Raw genomic sequence first — 18,751 nt, forward strand, 5'->3', positions numbered from 1 at the left:
CCTCCTCCAAAACCCACCACTCCACGGGACTCACACCACGTCGTTCTAAACCGCGAGTGAACCGTGCCGGGTTTGATGGAGGGTCGTGACCAGTTTGAAAGGCTGGAGTCATGCCCGCACCGAGGAAGTACAGCGATGAGTTGCGTGAGCGCGCCGTGCGCATGGTTGAGGAAGCCCTGAGGGAGGATCCCAGGCTGGCGCACAAACGCGCCTGCTCCCAAGTCGGTGAACGGCTGGGGATCCCCGGGGGGACGATCCGGAACTGGATCCGACAAGGCGTGGCCGGTGGCAGGGCGCCGTTGGCGGTGACCGTGACCGACGACCCGGCGGGTCGGATCGCTCAGCTAGAGCGCGAGAATCGGGAACTGCGTCGGGCGAACGCGATCCTGAAGAGCGCGTCGGCTTTCTTCGCGGCGGAGCTGTCCGCCCCTCGACTCGTTGATCGCCTACATCGACAGCCACAAGGAGGAGTTCGGGGTCGAGCCGATCTGCGCCGTGTTGAGTGACGCGAACGCCAAGATCGCCCCGAGCACCTATTACGCCGCCGTCGCCCGACCGCCGTCGAAGCGCGCGGTAGCCGATGGCGAACTCGACGAACGGATCACCGACTTGTTCGAGGCGAACTACGGCGTGTACGGGGTCCGCAAGATGTGGAAGGCGCTCAACCGGCAAGTCCGGCTCGACGAGCACGGCCACCCGGCCGACGAGCCCTACCCGGGGGTGGCCCGCTGCACGGTGGCCCGCCGGATGAAAGCACTCGGCCTGACCGGGGCGGTCGCCGGCGACCACAAGCGGGCGCGGACCACGATCCCTGGGCGTGACCATCGCCCCGAGGATTCCCTGAACCGGGACTTCACCGCACAGCGCCCGAACCAGCGCTGGGTGGCTGACATTACCTATGTGCCGACCTGGTGCGGGTTCGTGTACGTCGCGTTCGTGCTCGACCTGTACGCCCGCCGGATCGTGGGCTGGCGGGTCGCTTCGACCTTGCGGACCGGCCTGGCCCTGGACGCTCTCGAACACGGCATCTGGACCCGCCAGCAAGGAGGCCGCGACCTGAGTGGCCTCATCCATCACAGCGACCGAGGCGTGCAGGGCGGATTCAACTGGTCGTCGCAACACCTTGATCGTGGAGGTGAGTGGTGGCGAGTTCGAGGAAGCCGTGGCCGGAGGTTCCGGTGGGTGCGCGGCGGCAGTGGCGTGCGGATCGCGCGTTGCGGCCGCCGATGCGCTCGCCCGGGCGGCCGGAGCCGTCTGGAGCGGTGCAGCGTGATTTCTGGCGTCTGATCGCGACCGGTGTCACGACGGTCGAAGCGTCGGAAGCTGTGGGTGTGTCGTCGCCCGTCGGGATCCGTTGGTTCCGTCACGCTGGCGGGATGCCGCCGCTGAGCTTGGTCGAGCCCTCGGGCCGCTACCTGTCGTTCGCCGAACGGGAGCAGATCGCGCTGCTGAAGGCCCAGGGCCACGGGGTACGCGAGATGGCCCGCGCGATCGGACGTGACCTGGGCACGATCTCGCGCGAGTTGCGTCGCAACGCCGCGACCCGGAGTGGGAAGAGCGAGTATCGGGCGCTGGTGGCGCAGTGGAAGGCGCAGCAGGCAGCGAAACGGCCCAAGACCGCCAAGCTGGTGTCGAACCCGCAGCTTCGCGAGTACGTGCAGGAACGACTCACCGGGAGTGTCCGCCGACCCGATGGCACGACCGTCAGCGGACCGAAGCCACCGCCGTGGAAAGGGCTGAACAAGGCGCGCCGGCAGGATCGCCGCTGGTCGCTGGCGTGGAGCCCGGAACAGATCTCCCACCGGCTACGGCTCGACTTCCCCGATGATGAGTCCATGCGGATCAGCCACGAGGCGATCTACCAGTCGCTGTTCATCCAGGGACGCGGTGCGCTCAAGCGCGAACTGGTCGCCTGCCTGCGCACCGGACGAGCGCTGCGGGAACCTCGAGAACGGTCACGGAACAAGCCGCAAGGCCACGTGACCGCCGACGTCGTGCTCGCCGAGCGGCCCGCCGAGGCTGCCGACCGGGCCGTGCCCGGGCACGGGGAAGGCGACCTGATCATCGGCACCGACCGGTCCGCGATCGGCACCCTCGTGGAACGCTCCAGCCGCTCCACGCTGCTGGTTCACCTACCACGGTTGGACGGGTGGGGCGAGCAGCCCGTGGTGAAGAACGGCCCCGCGCTCGGCGGCTACGGTGCCGCCGCGATGGACGCCGCGCTGGCCCTGTCGATGACCCGCCTGCCCGAGCAACTGCGCAGGACCCTGACCTGGGACCGTGGCAAGGAACTCTCCGGCCACGCACAGTTCGCGCTCGACACCGGCACCAAGGTGTACTTCGCCGACCCGCACAGCCCCTGGCAGCGGCCCAGCAACGAGAACACTAACGGGCTGCTGCGCCAGTACTTCCCCAAAGGGCACGGACCTCTCACGCTGGTCTGCCGAGGACCTCGAAGCAGTCGCCCTCGCGCTCAACAACCGGCCCCGCAAAGAGCCTCGACTGGAAGACCCCGGCCGAGGTGTTCGCAGAGCAGCTACGCTCGCTTCAACAACCCAGTGTTGCAACGACCGGTTGAGCTCGCCCAGTACCTGTCCATCAGCTACACCGAGCGGCTCGACGAACTCGGCATCACCGCCTCGGTCGGCAGCAAGGGCGATTCCTACGACAATGCCGCCGCTGAGGCCCTCAACCGGCTGTTCAAGACAGAGGTCATCCACCGGCTCGGGCCTTGGCGCACCCTCGAACACGTCGAGCTCGAGGTGCTCAAATGGGTGGATTGGTACAACCAGCGCCGCCTACACAGCTGGTGCGGCGACCTCCCACCCATCGAATACGAGAACATCTACTACGCTGCCCACCACGAGTCCCCGACACCCGTCGAGGAACACCGTCTGACCCTCCACTGAAGTCGGGGCGGTTCACATTCGTCGTTTGCGAACAGCTCGCGGATGCACTCGCTTCGCGGGTGGGGCACTTCGATGCGGCGCTCTCTGACCTCGGTGATGATGCGCTCCACGACTTGCACCTGCACTGCACCGTCGCGGTGGGCTCGGCGGTCTTCGTACGCAGCCTTGCGGCAGGCCGATGAGCAGTAGATGCGCGGCCTGCCCGTCTGCTTCACATCCTTGAGCTTGCTACCGCAACGAGCACACTTCGTCGGCAGTTCAACCGTGCGCGAAACGCGGGTGGTGCGGTTGAGACGCCGTTGCCTGGCCTTATGCAGTTCACGGAGCCGGGCCGCTTCGTGGGGGCGAAGCTCACTGAGGAGCACTATCAGGCGTTGCTCCATCGCCCGCTGCCCAGGCCTCCCAAGCGCGTCGCTCGGCGCGGCGAAGAACCTATCGAGCACCCGGCTATTCAGGGTGGGGATCGCCGCCGTGGCTTCGAGGAGCTCGGTCTCGTCACCGGATTCGAGCGCGGCAAGCCATCGCTGGTAGCGGGCATCGAACTCCACCTCGTCGGGATCGTAGCGTTTGAGAGCCATGCTTCACGGTACGCCTGTTTCGTCACCGACGTAAGTGGCGAATCCTCAATCTGCAAGACGCGTGTTGTCTCTGTGAGGAACGGTCCTGGAGCAGGATTTCGTGCATCGTGCGGGTGGGCGTGCACCTGTCCTTCATGGCGAGTGAGACGGCGAATCTGCGGCTGCGGGTGACGCGGCGGGATGAGCCTGATCTGGCCAGGCTTGTCAAGTGGGTGCTCGGCATCGCCGATGCTCGGCACCGCGCCTGGGTCGCTGGAGAGGCCGACCCCTACGACCTTCCACCGCCAGACAGCCTCGCTGAGTCGCCCTCGCCCCTTCGGTTTGTCAGGGGTGCGCGAGAGAATCGAGGTCAAGCATCACTCCCACAAGGAGACCCACCATGAGCACCACAGTCACCACGGACGCCAGCACTGAGGTGGATGCTCCGGTACTGCTCGCGGTGTCCTACCTGCGCGTCTCGACGCGCGAACAGGCCGAACGCGGCGGCACCGAGGAAGGCTTCTCGATCCCTGCGCAGCGGGAGGCCAACACGCGGAGGGCTGCTGAGCTGGGCGCCAAGGTCGTGCGCGAGTTCGTGGACGCCGGAGAGTCCGCACGGTCTGCGGATCGTGACGGGCTCAAGGACATGCTCGCGTTCATCACCGCTTCCCGGGTGACCTTCTGCATCGTGCACAAGCTCGACCGTCTCGCTCGCAACCGTGCCGACGATGTGAAGATTCACGAGGCTCTGCTTGCTGCCGGTGTCACGCTGGTGTCGGCGACGGAGTCGATCGACCAAACGCCATCCGGGATGCTGGTGCACGGCATCATGTCGTCCATCGCGGAGTTCTACAGCCGCAACCTCGCCACCGAGGTCACGAAGGGCTTGACGCAGAAGCTCGCGCAGGGCGGCACGCCGATGCGCGCGCCGGTCGGTTACCTCAACGTGCGCCGCACCGACGAGCAGAGCCGCGAGATTCGCACCGTCGAGGTCGATCCCGAGCGTGCGCCGCTCGTTCGGTGGGCGTTCGAGACCTACGCCAAGGGCGGGGCCTCCGTCACCGGCCTCCTGCGTGACCTCACGGCCCGCGGCCTGACGACCGTGCCGTCGCCGAAGCGGCCGTCGAAGCCTTTGGGGAAGAACACGCTCTACAAACTGCTCACGAACCCGTACTACGCAGGCGTGATCCGCTACAAGGGCGCCCTGCATCCCGGTGCACATGAACCGTTGATCGAGCCCGCGCTGTTCGATCAGGTGCAATCGCTACTGAAGGCGCGCAACGCGAAGATGACGCGGCACGTCCAGCACGCGCACCACTTGAAAGGTCTGCTGCACTGCGGGTCGTGTGGGTCGCGGATGCTGCTGGACTTCGCGACGAACCCGCGCGGCACCACCTACGCCTACTTCATCTGCTCCGGCCGCGCCGCGAAGAAGACCACCTGCACCCGCCGTGCCATGCCCGTACAAGTCGCCGAACGCCTGGTCGAGGACTCCTACCGCGAGATCACGATCAGCGAGGACGACTACCGACACCTCGCCGCCGAAGTCGACGCCGCCTTCGATGAGCAGAGCGCGGGGCGGGATCAGGAGTTCGCCGACCTCACTGCCAACCGAGCACGCCTCGAAGCAGAGAGCGACAAGCTGCTCGCGGCGCACTTCTCCGACGCCATCGACTTGCCGACGCTGAAGCGGCACCAAGACCGCATCCGCGCAGGCCTCGCCGATATCGAGCAACGCCTCGCCCAGCACGACGAGCACCACTCCGGGGCGCGGGCGTTCCTCCACGACTCCTTGCGGCTGCTCACCGACGCCCACCGCGCCTACGCGCACTCCGACGACGGGAACCGCAGGCTCGCAAACCAGGCGTTCTACACGCAACTGGAGATCACCGACGACGAGCAGCTACGCCCACGCTTGGCGGAGCCGTTTGCCACCATCGTCACCCAAGCGAGCACGCTCACCGGAGGCAAGGAAGCCAAACGGGAACACCCAACATCTTCCGATGTCGCGTGTTCCCGTAAGACACTTTGGGTGGAGCTAAGGGGATTCGAACCCCTGACCTTCTCATTGCGAACGAGACGCGCTACCAACTGCGCCATAGCCCCCGGCTCATCGAGCGGGTGCCACCCTACCAGCTGCCCCCGCGCGGCGAAAACCGCCGCGTCCGCCTCCCGTGCCCGACATCCCCCACGACCACATGTATCAGCGCCCACCCCTGTCGCCTCCTGACCGACGTGGAGTTCAATGACCTCATGTCGGACGCGCCCCCCACGAGCCGGGCAGGCGGCGTCCCCACCACGTGGGACGCCGCGGCGTCCGCCCATGCGCGTTGGGCCAACGGCGAACGGCAGGCGCTCGACGAGCTCGTCCGCGTCCTGACCCCCGTGCTGTGGCACACCGTCCGCTCCTACGGGCTCTCGGCCGAGGCGGCGCAGGACGTCCTGCAGAACGCCTGGCTCTGCCTGGTGCGCGACCCCGGTCAGGTGCGCGACTCCCAAGCGGTGACCGGGTGGATGATGACCACCGCCCGGCGCCTGGCGTGGCGCTCGACGCGGACCCGCGAGATCCCCGTCGACGAACTCGCCCCCACGGCCCCTGTCCAGCTACCCACCCCCGAGGACGCCGCCATCGCCGGATTCGAGGCCCGTCGGCTCTGGCAGGCGGTGTCCTCGCTGAACGCCCGGTGCCAACGCCTGCTGCGCATCATCGCGTTCGCCGACCGGCCCGACTACGCGGCCTTCTCCGCGGCCACCGGCACGCCCATCGGCAGCATCGGCCCGACGCGCCGCCGCTGCCTCGACAAGCTCCGCTCTCTCCTGGAAGGGGCCTCCGCATGACCGGCACGCCCGCGCCCGAGCCCCTCTTCGCCACCCTGCGCAGCGCGTGGGACCGGTGGGATCCGCCCCCGCCCGACCTGGCCGAGACCATCCTCGTGGCCCTCGCGATGGAGGACCTGGACGCCCAGTACGAACTCCTCACCCTCGTCAACCGCCATGACCACCTGGCCGGTACCCGCACGGGGGCCGGCGACGCGGGCCGCGTCCTCATCGAGTTCCGGTCCGCGTCGCTGGCCGTGCTGGTGCGGGTCTCGAGCGAGGGCGGGGCGCAGCGGATCGACGGCTGGGTCACCCCGGCCACCGGCGGCACGGTCACGGTGGTGCAGGGCGAGGCGTCCACCACCGCCACCCTCGACGCCCACGGCCGCTTCGACGTCCCCAGCTCCGGACGCGGCCTCACCCGGCTCGTCGTCAGCCCCACCTCGGACGCCGACGCCCCCGAAAGCGCCGGTGCCGAGTTCCGCACCACCCTCTTCGAGATCTGAGGCACCATGACCACCTCCTGGCACGACTTCGACCGTCAACCCACCCTCCTGCCCGGCGGGCTGCTGGACGACCTGCGCGGCAAGGTCCTCGACCCCCAGGGCGACGTCGTCCTGGCCGGCCAGGACGTCCGCGCGACCGCGTACATCCCCGACACCCTGCTCGTCCCGGCCAACGACGCCGCCAGCATCGACGCGCTGGGAGACGTGGCCATCGGTCACGCCTGGCAGCCCGAACCCGAGGCCGAGCCCGACCCACGGCCGTGGCGCTCCATCAAGCGGGTGAAGATCGCGCCACGCCCCGGCGTGGCCGCCCAGGCCCCCGACGCCTGGGACCTCCTGCAGAACGTCCGCCTCACCCAGCCCGAGCTGGCGGCGCGGGCGTCGCTGAACCACATCCTCACCCTCTCGCCGTTCACCGAATCCAGCCCCTTCACCCACTCCAGCCCGTTCACCGAGTCCAGTCCTTTCACCGAATCGAGCCCGTTCACCCACTCCTCGCCGCTGGGCGGCTACGCCACGCCGGGGTGGGGCGGACGCCAACCGGTCGCCTATGTGGGCCGCCCGCCGCACCGGCGCGCGAAGCTGACGCGGCGGCGTCCGGTGGTGGCCCTACTGGACTCGGGTTGCGGCCGACACCCGTGGCTGGACGACGTGGTCACCTGCAACCGGACCATCGACGGCCTGCCGATCGGCCTCGACGCCGCCCACGGCCCCGAGATGCTGCCCGACACGGTCGGGCCCCTGGATGGCGGGTTGGACGCCTACGCCGGGCACGGCACGTTCAGCGCCGGGCTGGTGCACCAGGCGGCGCCGGACGCCGACATCCACGCGTGGCGCATCCTGCCCGCCGAGGGGGCCCTGGTGGAGGCCGACCTCATCGACGCGCTCGACGACCTCGCCGAGCTGGTTCGCCGGGGCCGGGAGGGAGCCCCGGACGGACTGCTCATCGACGTGCTCAGCCTCTCGGTTGGGTACTACCACGAGCTGCCGGACGACCCGCTGTTCGACGGCCCGCTGTGGTCGTCGCTCGCGCGGTTGCTGGCGCTCGGCGTGGTCGTCGTCTGCGCCGCCGGCAACGACGCCACGGCGCGGCCCCGCTTCCCCGCGGCCTTCGGGCCGTGGGAGGGCGGCGGCGGGCCGATCCCGTGGGACGACTCCTCGGACGCATCTTGGGCCCCACTGGTCAGCGTCGGCGCGCTCAACCCGAACGGAACCTGCGACGCGCTCTTCAGCAACGTGGGCCCGTGGGTGCGGACCCACGCGCCCGGGGCGGCGGTGGTGAGCACCATGCCGACCACGTTCCAGGGCGGCATGCAGGCGCAGGCGGAGTCGATGGCGTTCGGCCGGAAGCGGGCATCGGTCGACCCGGACGACTTCAGCGCCGGCTTCGGCGTGTGGAGCGGCACGTCGTTCGCCGCGCCGCTGCTGGCGGGCAGGATTGCCGCCGAGCTGCTCGACGGCCGGCGCCTGCCCGAGGATCCGGTCGCCCGGGCCCGCGAAGCGGTGGCGCGCGTGACGGGGCTGGTGTCACCCTAGGAGCATGCTGGGCGCTGCTGAATTGCACGCCCGGGCGCGGACGGCGACCAACGCCGGCCACCACACCCGGGCGTGCTCGTGGGCGCGCCAGGGGCTGGAGCGCCACCCCACCCCCGTCGAACGCGCCCTGCTGCTCACCACCCTCGCCTACGCCGAGGCGGAGCTCGGCCACCTCGACCTGGCCGACGGCCTGTGCCGCGACGCCCTCGCGCTCGCGGGCGTCGACGACCACACCCGCGGCACGGCGCACGGCCAGCGCGCTGTCGTGCTGCTGCGGCTGGGCCTGCCCTCGGACGCCCTGGCCGAGTTCAGCTCCGCCATCCGCACCCTGGCCGCCGACGACGAGGCACTGGGCCGCAACCTGCTGAACCGCGGCAACCTCCGCCTCGAGGCGGCGGACGCCCGCCGGGCGTTGGTCGACTTCGAGCGCGCCGCCGCGCACGCCGAGCGGACGGGCAACGCGTCCCTGCTGGCCAAGGCCCGCCACAACGCCGGTTACGCCGCCTTCCTGCTGGGCGACCACGTCCGCGCGCTCACGGCCATGGACTCCGTGGCCTCATTCTTCGCGGGCCAGGCCCCGGCCCTGCACGCCGTCTGGCTGCAGGACCGGGCCGAGGTGCTGGCTGCGGCGGGGCTCCGCGACGACGCCGTCGCCGACCTGCGGCGTGCCATCGACCAGTTCCGCGCGGGCCGCGCACGGCGCGCGGCGGCATCCGCCGAGCTGCTGCTGGCCCGGTTGGTGGTCACCGACGATCCGGCCGAGGGGCTGCGGCTCGCGCGCCACGCGGCGTCCCGGTTCGCCGCCATGGGTGCCGATCTGTCCCGGCTGCGGGCGGACGCCGCCGCCGCGGTCTGCGCGTGCGCGGCAGGCCGTCGCCGGCTGCCCGATGTCGAGCGCCTCCTGGCCGAGCTCCGCGCCCGCGGGCTCGCCGATGAGGCCCGCCGCCTCGCGATCGCCTGGTGCGGCTGGCTGCTCGCCCAGGGGCGGTTGACGGAGGCCCGGCGCGTGCCGCTGCCCCCGTCGACGCCCCGGCGTTACGAGCCGTGGGCCGCCGCGGTGGCCGCGCAACGCCAGATCGCCCTGGGACGCCGCGCCGACGCCCTGCGCACGCTGCGCACCACGCTCGACGGCGTCCAAGCCCTCGCCTCGACCCTGGGCAGCCTGGAACTGCAGACCTCACTCTCCGGCGCGCTGACCCGGCTCGGACAGCTGGGGTTGTCGGTGGCGCTGGCGCGACCCGACGTCGACCTGGTGCTCGAGTGGTCCGAGCGGACGCGGGCGGCGTCCTCCCGCGTGGTGGGCGTCCGGCCACCGACGGACGCCGCGCAGGCCGACGACCTGACCGAGCTCCGCGCCCTGCACGCCTTCGGCGGCGACCCCGCCCGGCAGCGCGAGCTGCGCCGCCGCATCCGGGAGCGGGCCTGGCAGGCGGGCGGCTCCGGCGCGACGCAGCCCGTCGCGACGCGGGACGAGTTGGGCGCCGCGCTCGCGGCCGCAGACGCCACGTCGGTGTGCCTGTTCGTCAGCGACGCCGAGCTGGACGCCGTCGTGGTGGACGGCGCGGGTGGGGGGACGCTGGTGCGGCTCGGGCCGCTCGGCGGGCTGGCGTCCGAACTGGCGGGGCTGCGGGCCGATCTCGACGTGGCGGCGGCCGACCTCCCCGCCCCCTTCGCGCCCCGCGTCCGGGCCGGGCTCGTCCAGCGGCTGGCCCAGCTGGACGCCACCTGGCTCGCCCCGGCCCTCGCCCGCGTGACCACCCGCCGCGTGGTGCTGGTCACCCCCGGTCTGTTCTCCTTGGTGCCGTGGCCGCTGCTCCCGAGCCTGCGCGACCGAGCGGTCACCGTGCCGCGGAGCGCCACCGCCTGGGCCCGGCCCCCGGCGCGGCGCGCCCTGACCCGCCCCCTGCTCGTGGCCGGGCCATCGCTGCGCCGGGCCGCCGATGAGGTGGGCGCCTGCGCGACCCACTGGGGCGATCCGGAGGTGCTCACCGGCCCGGACGCCACCGTGGAGGCGGTGGGCACGGCCACACTGCGCAGCGATGTGGTGCACGTCGCCGCCCACGGCCACCACCATGCGCTCAACCCGCTGTTCAGCCACGTCGACCTCGCCGACGGCCCCGCCTTCGGCTACGAGCTGGACCGGCTGGTGACGCTGCCCGACACGGTGGTGCTGTCGGCCTGCGAGCTGGGGGCGGTCGGCGCCGGCGATGACCCGTTGGGGCTGGCGACGGCCCTGCTGCACGCGGGCGTCCGCACCGTGCTGGCCTCCCCCGTGGCCCTGTCCGACGACGCCGCCGCGCGGCTCATGCCCGACCTGCACGCGCGGTTGGCGTCCGGCAGTCCGCCGGCGGACGCCCTCGCCGCGAGCGTCGCGGCGTTCGGGCCCGACGCGCCGCCGCTGGTGTGCTTCGGGGCCGGGTGGTGAGGGCCGGTGACTATTCGCCGACCGCGCGACGCAGGTCGGCTTCCTCGCGAGTGTCTTCCGCCGGAGCGTCGGAGGGCAGGTCCGCGGTGACGGGAAGGGCGGCCGTGGTGGGGGCCGGCATCGAGAGGTCGATGGTGCGCACGGTGCGGGGGGCCAGCGGGCGGCTGACGTAGGTGGGGGCGGTGATCGGCACCGGATCCCACAGCGAGCCGGTGGATTCGACGGGCACCGACAGCTCGACCGACGCATCGTCGGCGTCCGGGGCCTCGTCGGTGAGGACGAGGGCGATCGTGTCCTCCTCGGCGTCCGCGCCGCGGATGATGCGGGCACGGCGGTCGAGGTCACGCCGCATGGCGCGCACCGAGAAGCGCGCCACGCCCAGGAACGCGACCACGAGGGCGACCGGCACCAGCACCCCCCACCACGCGGTGAGGCCGAAGGCGGCGAACGCGACCACGGTGAGCGTGGCCAGCACGAGGAAGGTCAGGACGCGGCGCCGGCGGCGGGCGGCGCCGGCGTCGATGGCGGCCAGCTCACGCAGCGCGGCCCGGCGGTTGAGGGGCGTCGAGACGACGGCGTTGGCGTCCTCCGCCGAGTCCAAGGGGGTGCCGCGACGCACGATCGTGACGGTGCCGGTGAAGGGGTCGCCGGGCTCGACCTCGTCCATGAGCCCGTTGTCGCGGCGGTTGAGGAACAGCGGAATCAGGTAGATCAGCCAGAAGGCCGCCACGAACCCGAAAACCAGACCCTCCACACCCATGCGTCGAGGGTAGGGGGCGGCTCGGCGGGCGCTCCGGGCGACGCGCCGCGTCCCGTCCGATCCAGGACGCAGGTCAGAGCGGGGGCGCTGCTGGCGCGCGATCTCAGGGGCCGGCGAGGCGTCCGATGACCCCCTCGGGCTCGACCTCCTCGGCGTGCAGCACGTAGACCGCGTGGTCGCGCCAGGCACCGTCCACGTGCATGAAGGCGGGCCGGATGCCCTCCAGCCGCAGCCCGAGCTTCTCCACCACCCGGATGGACTTGGTGTTCTCGGGGCGGATGGCCACCTCGAGGCGGTGCAGCTCGAGGGCCTCGAACATGTGATCGGCGGCCAGGGCGAGCGCCGTGGGGGCGATGCCGCGGCCCGCGAGCCCCTGGGCGACCCAGTAGCCGGCCATGCCCCAGCGCGCCGAGCCGTGGACGATGCCGGTGATCGACATCTGCCCCGCCAGGCGGGGGCGCTCCCCCTCCGGCGCCCACATGATCGCCCACGGCAGCGAACGGCCGGCGCGGGCGTCCGCGGCGAAGCTGCGCACCATCTCGGCGTAGGTGATGCCTTGACCGGACGACCCGGGCGGTCGGGTGGAGTCCCACGGCCGGGTCCACTCGGTGTTGAGCGCGCGGACGGCGTGGTACTCGGCCTCGTCGCGGCGGCGCAGCGGGCGCAGCAGCACCGGGCCGTGCCGCAGCGTGACGGGCCAGCGGCGCGACCCGAAGAGGGTCACCGGACCGCTTCGTCGCCCCGCGCGCCGGCGTCGTCGAGCACGATGCACTCCACCTGGGAGCCCGCGTCGGCCCCGGCCCAGCCCTCGGGAATGACGAGCAGCACGTTGGCGCGCGCCAGGTCCCAGGCCAGCTCGGAGTCCACGCCGCTCACGGGGCGCACCGTCTGGTCCGACGACCAGACGGCCGGGATGTACTGCGTGATGCCGTCCGGCACCTCGAGGCGCTCGGCGACGAAGCCATCGACGCGCGGGGCCGCGAGCGGGTCGGACTCGTTGAGCTTGTGGATCACCGGACGCACGAAGGCGTGGTAACCGACATAGGCGCTGACGACCCCGGCGGGCAGGATCACCATGGGCGTCCGGTCGTTGCCCAGCGCGGCGAACGCGTACCGCGATTCGCGGTTGAGGGCCACGACGGCCTCATCGAGCTCGCCCATGCCCTCGGCGACCTCGCGGATCAGCTCGCCGCCACCGACCGCGACGATCAGGTCGGCGCGGATCTGCTGGTCGGCGATCGTCTGGCGGATCTCGCGGGCGTCGCTGCTGATGATGCCGAGCGGGTAGACCGTGGCGCCGTCCGCGCGGGCCGCCGCCGTGATGAGCGTGGTGGCGGCGTCGTAACGCTGCTGCGGCTGGGTGAGCGCCTGGCCGGGCGCGACGAGACCGTCGCCCACCGTGAACACCACGATGCGCGGACGCGGGCGCACCAGCACCTTGTCGAGGCCCACCTCGGCGAGCACCGCCACCGACCGCGGCGTCAGCACGTCGCCGGCCGCCAGCAGGGGCGTCCCGTCGGCCAGCTCGGAGCCGGCACGGCGGAGGTTGTCGTACAGCCGGGTCTCGGTGCCGATGCGCACGTAGCCGTCCTCACCCAGGACGCCGTACGCGTCGGGCACGACCGCGTCGACCCCCTCGGGGATCATGCCGCCCTCTTCGATGCGAATCGCGGCGCCCGCGACGAGCGGGGCGCCCGGCGCCTCGCCGGCGGCGATCTGGTCGACGACGTAGAGCTCCTTGGGCACCTCCGGGGTGGCCCCCACGAGGTCGGAGCCGCGGACGGCCCAGCCGCCGACGCGCGCCGTCGTGACGAGCGGCAGGTCGAGGTCGGAGCGGATGTCCTCACACAGCGTGAGCCCGGGGACGTCAAAGATCTGCATGCCGAACGGACGGATCGCCCCGACCTGGTCGAGCAGGAACGCGCGCTGCTCGGTCACCGACCGACGGGTGATCTGGGGAACAGGTGCGGCAGGGGTCTCGGCAGCCGGCGCGGCGTCCGCGTCGGTCTCCGAGGTCTTCTTGCGTCCGAAAAGGGCCATGAAACTACGATAAACGGGTGACTGGGCAGCCGAGCGGAGCGACCCGGCGAGCCCGGGCAAATGGCAACCCGATCGGCAACCCTGCCCCGGGTGCTGCCCCCGGTGCGCCCACGCCGGTGGGCATGCCGTCGAAGGCTGCCCTGCGGGCCGAGCTCCGCGCAGCTCGTGAGCGCGCGACACCCGCCGAGCGGGCGGCGCGCGACCGGGCGCGCCTGACCCATTTGCTGCAGCTGGCCAGCGGTCACAGTGCCGTCGCGTGCTATCTCTCCGTGCCGCCGGAGCCCGACACCACCGTGTTCGTCGACGCCCTCCACGCCCGGGGGGTGCGGGTGCTGTTGCCCCTGCTGCGCGGACGCCGCACGCCCGCCTGGGCGTGGTACGCCGGCCCGGGGACGCTGGTGCCCGGGTGGCGCGGGATTCCCGAGCCGGGGCCGGACGCGTCTGCGTCGGCTGGGCTCGCGGGGCCGGCGTCGGAGAGGCCGGTGGCGCTGGAGCCGGTGTCGTTGGGGTCGGTGTCGTTGGGGTCGGTGTCGCTGGTGGTGACGTCGGCGCTGGCCGCGACCGTCGAGGGCGTGCGGCTGGGGGTCGGCGGCGGCTGGTACGACCGCGCCCTGCCCAGCGCCGCCGCGGGCTGCGTCACGGCGGCGGTGCTGGACGCCGCGGCCGTCCTTGACACTCTGCCCCGTGACCCGTGGGACGTCACGGTCGACGTGCTCGTCACCGAACACGGGCTCGTGCCGACCCGACCCGCGGGCCGCTGACTCACCTGCCGGCGGGGCGGACCGGGAATGGCGGGGGCGCCCGGCTTCGTTATCATCGGCGGTTGTTCCGTCCGCGAAGGAAGCGCCCATGCCCACGTACCAGTACCGCTGCGCCGACTGTGGCGCCGAGCTCGAGGCCGTCCAGGCCTTCACCGACGACGCCCTGACCGTGTGCCCGCAGTGCGACGGGAACCTCCGCAAGGTGTTCAGCGCCGTCGGTGTGGTGTTCAAGGGCTCGGGCTTCTACGCCACCGACAGCCGCACCCGCGGCAAGAACGAGACCGCCAAGGGTTCCGGGGCCGAGGGCGGCTCGGGTGGCTCAGAGTCTTCGGCCTCGTCGGGGTCGGCGAAGGACAAGGCCAGCTCACCCTCCGGCACAGGCCAGGCCACGGCGTCGGGTTCGGGGTCGTCGGGTTCAGGCTCGTCGGGTTCGGGCAGTGGGTCCGGGAGCGGGTCGCGCTGACCTCCAGGCCAAGCACCCTCGCGGGGGCCATTCCGCTCTGACAAGGTGTGACACCGGCGTCCTAATGTCTGGGCGTGAGACGACCCGGAATGTCCCGTGCGGTGGTTCCTTGGCCGCTGCGCCGCTTCCTGCACCTGCGGCGCCGATCGCTGGCTGCGCTGGCGGCCGCCGTCGCGGTGCTGGCGACCCTGTCGGTGCTGGCCCCACGCCCACCGGAGCTGACGTCCGTGGTGGTCGCCGCCCGGGACCTGCCGGGCGGAACGGTGCTGGTCGCGTCCGACCTCACCACCCTGCCCGTGGCGCCGGGCACCTTTCCGGATGACGTGCTGCTCGACCCCGCCACCGCCGTGGGGCGCACGCTGAACGGGCCCGCCTCGGCACGGACGCCGATCACCGCGACGGCTCTGGCCGAGGGCCAGCGGCTGGCCCGGGACGGCTTCGTCGTGACCGCCCTGCCCCTGGCGGACGCCGCGATCGCACCGCTCGTCCAGCCGGGCACCCGGGTCGACCTGTTCAGCACCGGCGGTGATGCCGAGTCCTTGGCCCAGAACGTCCGCGTCGTGGCGGTGCCCGCTCCGGCGACGGGTGCGTTCGGGGCGTCCGGCGCGGGGGCAGCGCTGGTCGAGGTGACGCCGGACGTGGCGGCCCGCCTCACCGTGGCCGCCCAGACCGGCGGAGTTGCCATCGCCCTGCGCTGAGGCGTCACAGGGTCCTGCGGTGTTAAGGGGCTAGTCCTGCGGCGGTTGCGCCCCCACCGCGACTGCAAGCTCTGTGAATCTGTTGCGCAACAATGTTACTTGAATTCGCAACCTTTGCGCTCGGATCGCTACTGTTCTCGTGTGGCAGCCCCACGCCTCACCCAGGCACTGCCCCCAACCATGAGAGGTGTGAAACAACCATGAAGGGTTTCAAGGACTTCCTGATGCAGGGCAACCTCATTGAGCTTGCCACCGCCGTCATCATCGGCACGTCGTTCGCGACGGTCGTCTCCACGTTCACCAACATCCTGCTGAGCTTCGTCGGCATGTTCGGCGGCGTGCCGGACTTCAGCGCCTGGGCGCCGGCCGGCCTGCCGCTGGGGATCTTCCTCAACGCGGTGATCTCGTTCGTGATCGTCGCGGCCGTGATCTACTTCCTCGTGATCAAGCCGTACCAGGCCGTCAAGGCCGCCGCGGACGCGCGCCTCAAGGCTGACTCGGACGCCGTCGCCCCGGCCCCGACCACCGACGAGCTCCTCGCCGAGATCCGCGACCTGCTCAAGGCCAACCGCGCACTCTGAGCCACCGCACACGAACCCCGCCGCCCCCCGGGCGGCGGGGTTCTCGCTGCCCCGGCTGCGCCGGTTGCCCCGCGACACGCACACTTCGGTCTCAAACTCCGGGTTCGGAGGCGGAGTTTGAGCCATGAAGTGGAGTTTGAGCACCGAGACGCGGTGCGAATCCGGCCCGGCGCCGCCCTCCGACTCGGCGGTTCCCTCCTGGCCCCCGGTGGGACGCCGACCCGATCGACACCGCGCGTGACCAGCTTTACCCGGCGCAGCTCTGCATGACTTGGCGCAGCGTGGCTCCACCTGGCGCAGCTCTGCTTGACCTGGCGCAGCGTGGCTTCACCTGGCGCAGCGTGGCTCACGTCACGGGCCGTGCAAGGGCCTCCACGTGAGCTGCACTGCGCCACGTGAGCTTGCACTGCGCCACGTGAGCTTGCACTGCGCCACGTGAGCGTGCACTGCGCCACGTGAGCGTGCACTGCGCCACGTGCGTCCCCGGTGCGCAACGTACGGACCCAGTGTCCTCACAGCACCCGGACGCCGACTCACCGGGACACCAACCCCTCGGACGCCTCGCCTCACCCCCGAGGCCAAGCCCGCCAAGACAACCCGGCCAGCCAGAGTGACCCAGATCGCCCCGGCCCACCCGGGCCACCCTCACCAGTGCGGCGGTACGTCGGCGCGGAGGCGCCGCTCGTCGGCCGTGAGGGTCGTGCGCCGCGAGGGCGGCAGGACGGCCAGTACGTCCAATCCCAGCTCCGTCCGGGCACTGCCGATGGCGGCGTGGAGCTGCGCGGCACCGAGGCCGCGGCGCAGCGCGTCCGGCACGACGAACGGCCACCCCGCCGCAGCAGCACCACGGGCCAAGTCAGCGATCCGGCCGCCCGTCCAGCCACGCGACGCCAACTCCCTCAGCAGCGCCGGCACATCGGGACGCGCCTGGAGCCCCAGCTCCAGATCCTCCCCCACCAGGGCATACGCGATGGCGCGGTGCCAGGGTTCCGTCACGAGGTCAGTCCCCGAGGACGCCGCCCGGGACGGTGGCCGGGGCGCCGGCGTCCTCGAGATGCGCGTCGCCGACGACAGTGACCTCGGACGCGAACGTCCAGTCACCCTCCACCGTCAGCGAGGACGCGCCGACCAGCGACGGCACCACCTGCACCCGGGCGTCGAAATCGGGCAGCAGCGTGTAGTGCCGCTTGTCGAGCGACACGGTCGGCAGCTTCTCGACCGCGGCGACCAGGCGCGCGTCGGCGTCCAGCTCGAAGGCGTCGGAACGCACCAGCAGCAACTCGTTGGTCGTCTTCACCGGCAGGAAGCGGTCGCGCGGCACCGCGATCGCCTGCGCCCCCGGGAACACCTCGATCGCCGCGCCCATGGCGGTCTCCAGCTGGATCACCGGGGTGGACGCCTTGTCGCTCGGGTCGACCGTCTTTTCGTTGCGGATGAGCGGCAGGCCGAGCACGTTCTTGCGCTCCTCCATCAGGTTCTTCAGCGCCGCGAGGTCGACCCACAGGTTGTTGGCGTGGAAGTACGGGTGGCGGTGCTCGTCGGTGAAGTAGTCCATCTCCTCGGGGCGCGTCTGCGCCGTGTCCCGCAGGATGAGCTGCCCGTCCGCCTTGCGAACCGCGAGATGCCCGCCCTTGCGGTCGTTCGCCGTGCGCGTGCAGACCTCCGCGGCATACGGCGCACCGGACGCCGCGAACCAGCCGGCCAGCGTGGCGTTCGGACCGGCGCCCAGGTTGTCCCCGTTGGCGATGCTGACGTAGCGGAAACCGCGCTCGAGCAGCGCGTCCAACAACCCGGTGCCGACCAGCGAGGTGTAGATGTCACCATGGCCGGGCGGGCACCACTCCAGGTCGGGGTCGGCCGGCCACTCCACGGGCTCCAGGGTGTCCGCGGTCAGCTTCGGCTCGAAGCCCTGCAGGAAGTCGACGGGCAGGCCGTCCACGGCCAGGTCGGGGTAGCGCTCCAGGTGCGCCAACGTCGCCTCACGGGTGCGGAAGCTGTTCATGAACAACAGCGGCAGCCGCGCACCGGTCTCCCGGCGGGCCCGCAACACCTGCTCGACCAGCACGTCGAGGAACGTCATGTCACCGCGCACGGGCAGCAGCGTCTTGGGGCCGTCCAGGCCCATCGAGGTGCCCAGCCCACCGTTCAGCTTGATGATGACGGTCTTTTCGAGTGCCTCACGCGCGGCGTCGGCGTCCACCTGCACGGACGCGAGCTGCGGCGGCTCGAGCAGGGGGTCGATCGAGTCCTCCTCGATGTAGAAGCCCCCGCTCCCTTCCGCGACGAGACGGTAGTAGTGGCTGAACACGTCGATGGCGGCGCCGGACGCGCCGGCGTCCTGCATCTTGGTGCGTGCACGGTCGAGTCCGTTGGTCATGACTCAAGGCTAGGCCCGGACGCCGCACCCGGGCGCACCGGTTGCCACGATTCGCCTGGCGAGGGGGGCTGAGAACACAGAGCGAGAGCGACGCCGGTCGAAGGGCTGAAAAGCCGTCTACCCACCCCCAGGAGACATCAACAACCTGGCGTCGCTCTCGTGGGTAGAACTATAGCCCTATCGTCACGGAGCACCAGTCCCCCAAAAGGGTGACTTCTCGTACTTTAGGACGAGTAGCCCCTTCACTTTTCCTCGGCGCCTGCTTCTCCCGTCGGGTCCCGGACCACGCAGACCGGCCGCCCTCGGGCTCGCCGTACACTG

The 18,751-nt window shown here is 71.5% G+C and carries 16 protein-coding genes, 1 tRNA gene, 3 pseudogenes and 1 other annotated feature; of the genes and pseudogenes, 13 read left to right on the plus strand and 7 right to left on the minus strand.

The genetic code is table 11. From position 1 onward, the window contains the following. Positions 1-110 precede the first annotated feature (110 nt). From IFY26_RS18415 to IFY26_RS15810, 4 genes and pseudogenes are all read left to right on the plus strand, one after another. On the plus strand, positions 111-506 hold the full coding sequence (locus IFY26_RS18415; RefSeq protein ID WP_416046586.1) for a transposase: 396 nt from the start codon (positions 111-113) through the stop codon (positions 504-506). Beyond that, positions 401-528 (plus strand) — a sequence feature (AL1L pseudoknot). Its footprint overlaps the gene before it by 106 nt. Next, the gene (locus IFY26_RS15800; protein WP_232549970.1) at positions 439-1,287 is read left to right on the plus strand and encodes an IS3 family transposase; all 849 of its coding nucleotides are present in this window, start codon (positions 439-441) and stop codon (positions 1,285-1,287) included. It overlaps the preceding feature by 90 nt. Before IFY26_RS18415 ends, IFY26_RS15800 begins: the two co-directional genes overlap by 68 nt. Continuing rightward, positions 1,227-2,578 (plus strand): annotated as a pseudogene (locus IFY26_RS15805) (IS30 family transposase). The gene IFY26_RS15800 and the pseudogene IFY26_RS15805 overlap by 61 nt, the downstream one beginning before the upstream one ends. Positions 2,579-2,585: 7 nt before the next feature. Further along, a pseudogene (locus tag IFY26_RS15810) lies at positions 2,586-2,909 on the plus strand (integrase core domain-containing protein); the annotation flags it as partial. Here the strand turns inward: IFY26_RS15810 and IFY26_RS15815 are convergent. Beyond that, positions 2,849-3,487, minus strand: coding sequence for a hypothetical protein (locus IFY26_RS15815; RefSeq protein ID WP_232549971.1), 639 nt, complete (start codon positions 3,485-3,487; stop codon positions 2,849-2,851). The pseudogene IFY26_RS15810 and the gene IFY26_RS15815 sit on opposite strands and share 61 nt — an antisense overlap. A 379-nt stretch (positions 3,488-3,866) precedes the next feature. Between IFY26_RS15815 and IFY26_RS18420 the strand changes: the two are divergent. After that, positions 3,867-4,904: pseudogene (locus IFY26_RS18420) on the plus strand (recombinase family protein); the annotation flags it as partial. Between the two features lie 595 nt (positions 4,905-5,499). Here IFY26_RS18420 and IFY26_RS15825 read toward each other — a convergent pair. Beyond that, a tRNA-Ala gene (locus IFY26_RS15825) sits at positions 5,500-5,572 on the minus strand. 147 nt (positions 5,573-5,719) lie between these two features. Here IFY26_RS15825 and IFY26_RS15830 point away from each other — a divergent pair. Genes IFY26_RS15830 through IFY26_RS15845 form a run of 4 tightly spaced genes read left to right on the plus strand, consistent with a single transcriptional unit; the run spans position 5,720 to position 10,750 of the window. Then, entirely contained in the window at positions 5,720-6,304 is a 585-nt protein-coding gene (locus IFY26_RS15830; protein ID WP_232549973.1) for an RNA polymerase sigma factor, read from the plus strand. Beyond that, complete coding sequence (locus tag IFY26_RS15835) at positions 6,301-6,789, plus strand: hypothetical protein (RefSeq protein ID WP_232549974.1); 489 nt, start codon at positions 6,301-6,303, stop codon at positions 6,787-6,789. Before IFY26_RS15830 ends, IFY26_RS15835 begins: the two co-directional genes overlap by 4 nt. A 6-nt stretch (positions 6,790-6,795) precedes the next feature. Beyond that, entirely contained in the window at positions 6,796-8,325 is a 1,530-nt protein-coding gene (locus tag IFY26_RS15840; RefSeq protein ID WP_232549975.1) for a S8 family peptidase, read from the plus strand. A gap of 4 nt (positions 8,326-8,329) precedes the next feature. After that, the gene (locus tag IFY26_RS15845) at positions 8,330-10,750 is read left to right on the plus strand and encodes a CHAT domain-containing protein (RefSeq protein ID WP_232549976.1); all 2,421 of its coding nucleotides are present in this window, start codon (positions 8,330-8,332) and stop codon (positions 10,748-10,750) included. Positions 10,751-10,760: 10 nt separating this feature from the next. Here the strand turns inward: IFY26_RS15845 and IFY26_RS15850 are convergent, their stop codons facing one another. The 3 genes from IFY26_RS15850 to IFY26_RS15860 form a co-directional block, all read right to left on the minus strand. Then, positions 10,761-11,510 (minus strand): GumC domain-containing protein, encoded by a 750-nt coding sequence (locus tag IFY26_RS15850; RefSeq protein WP_232549977.1) that lies wholly within the window; start codon positions 11,508-11,510, stop codon positions 10,761-10,763. 103 nt (positions 11,511-11,613) lie between these two features. Continuing rightward, complete coding sequence (locus tag IFY26_RS15855) at positions 11,614-12,234, minus strand: GNAT family N-acetyltransferase (protein WP_232549978.1); 621 nt, start codon at positions 12,232-12,234, stop codon at positions 11,614-11,616. Continuing rightward, the gene (locus IFY26_RS15860) at positions 12,231-13,550 is read right to left on the minus strand and encodes a molybdopterin molybdotransferase MoeA (protein ID WP_232549979.1); all 1,320 of its coding nucleotides are present in this window, start codon (positions 13,548-13,550) and stop codon (positions 12,231-12,233) included. The genes IFY26_RS15855 and IFY26_RS15860 overlap by 4 nt, the downstream gene beginning before the upstream one ends. Positions 13,551-13,672: 122 nt before the next feature. On the opposite strand from IFY26_RS15860, the gene IFY26_RS15865 reads away from it, so the two are divergent. The 4 genes from IFY26_RS15865 to mscL all read left to right on the plus strand — a co-directional run bounded on the left by IFY26_RS15865 (position 13,673) and on the right by mscL (position 16,053). Beyond that, a complete protein-coding gene (locus IFY26_RS15865; RefSeq protein WP_232549980.1) occupies positions 13,673-14,311 on the plus strand; it encodes a 5-formyltetrahydrofolate cyclo-ligase in 639 nt (212 codons plus the stop codon). An 88-nt stretch (positions 14,312-14,399) separates the two neighbouring features. Then, the gene (locus IFY26_RS15870; RefSeq protein ID WP_232549981.1) at positions 14,400-14,774 is read left to right on the plus strand and encodes an FmdB family zinc ribbon protein; all 375 of its coding nucleotides are present in this window, start codon (positions 14,400-14,402) and stop codon (positions 14,772-14,774) included. A gap of 74 nt (positions 14,775-14,848) precedes the next feature. Beyond that, on the plus strand, positions 14,849-15,472 hold the full coding sequence (locus IFY26_RS15875) for an SAF domain-containing protein (protein ID WP_232549982.1): 624 nt from the start codon (positions 14,849-14,851) through the stop codon (positions 15,470-15,472). A gap of 200 nt (positions 15,473-15,672) precedes the next feature. Continuing rightward, positions 15,673-16,053, plus strand: coding sequence for a large conductance mechanosensitive channel protein MscL (mscL, locus tag IFY26_RS15880; protein ID WP_232549983.1), 381 nt, complete (start codon positions 15,673-15,675; stop codon positions 16,051-16,053). Positions 16,054-16,698: 645 nt separating this feature from the next. Here the strand turns inward: mscL and IFY26_RS15885 are convergent. Continuing rightward, a complete protein-coding gene (locus IFY26_RS15885; protein ID WP_232549984.1) occupies positions 16,699-17,049 on the minus strand; it encodes a hypothetical protein in 351 nt (116 codons plus the stop codon). 4 nt (positions 17,050-17,053) lie between these two features. Beyond that, positions 17,054-18,430 carry a UTP--glucose-1-phosphate uridylyltransferase gene (locus IFY26_RS15890; RefSeq protein WP_232549985.1) on the minus strand — a complete coding sequence of 459 codons (1,377 nt, stop codon included), beginning with the start codon at positions 18,428-18,430 and terminating at the stop codon, positions 17,054-17,056. Positions 18,431-18,751: the final 321 nt, after the last annotated feature.

Source organism: Propioniciclava soli, assembly GCF_014858005.1.
Lineage (GTDB): Bacteria > Actinomycetota > Actinomycetes > Propionibacteriales > Propionibacteriaceae > Propioniciclava > Propioniciclava soli.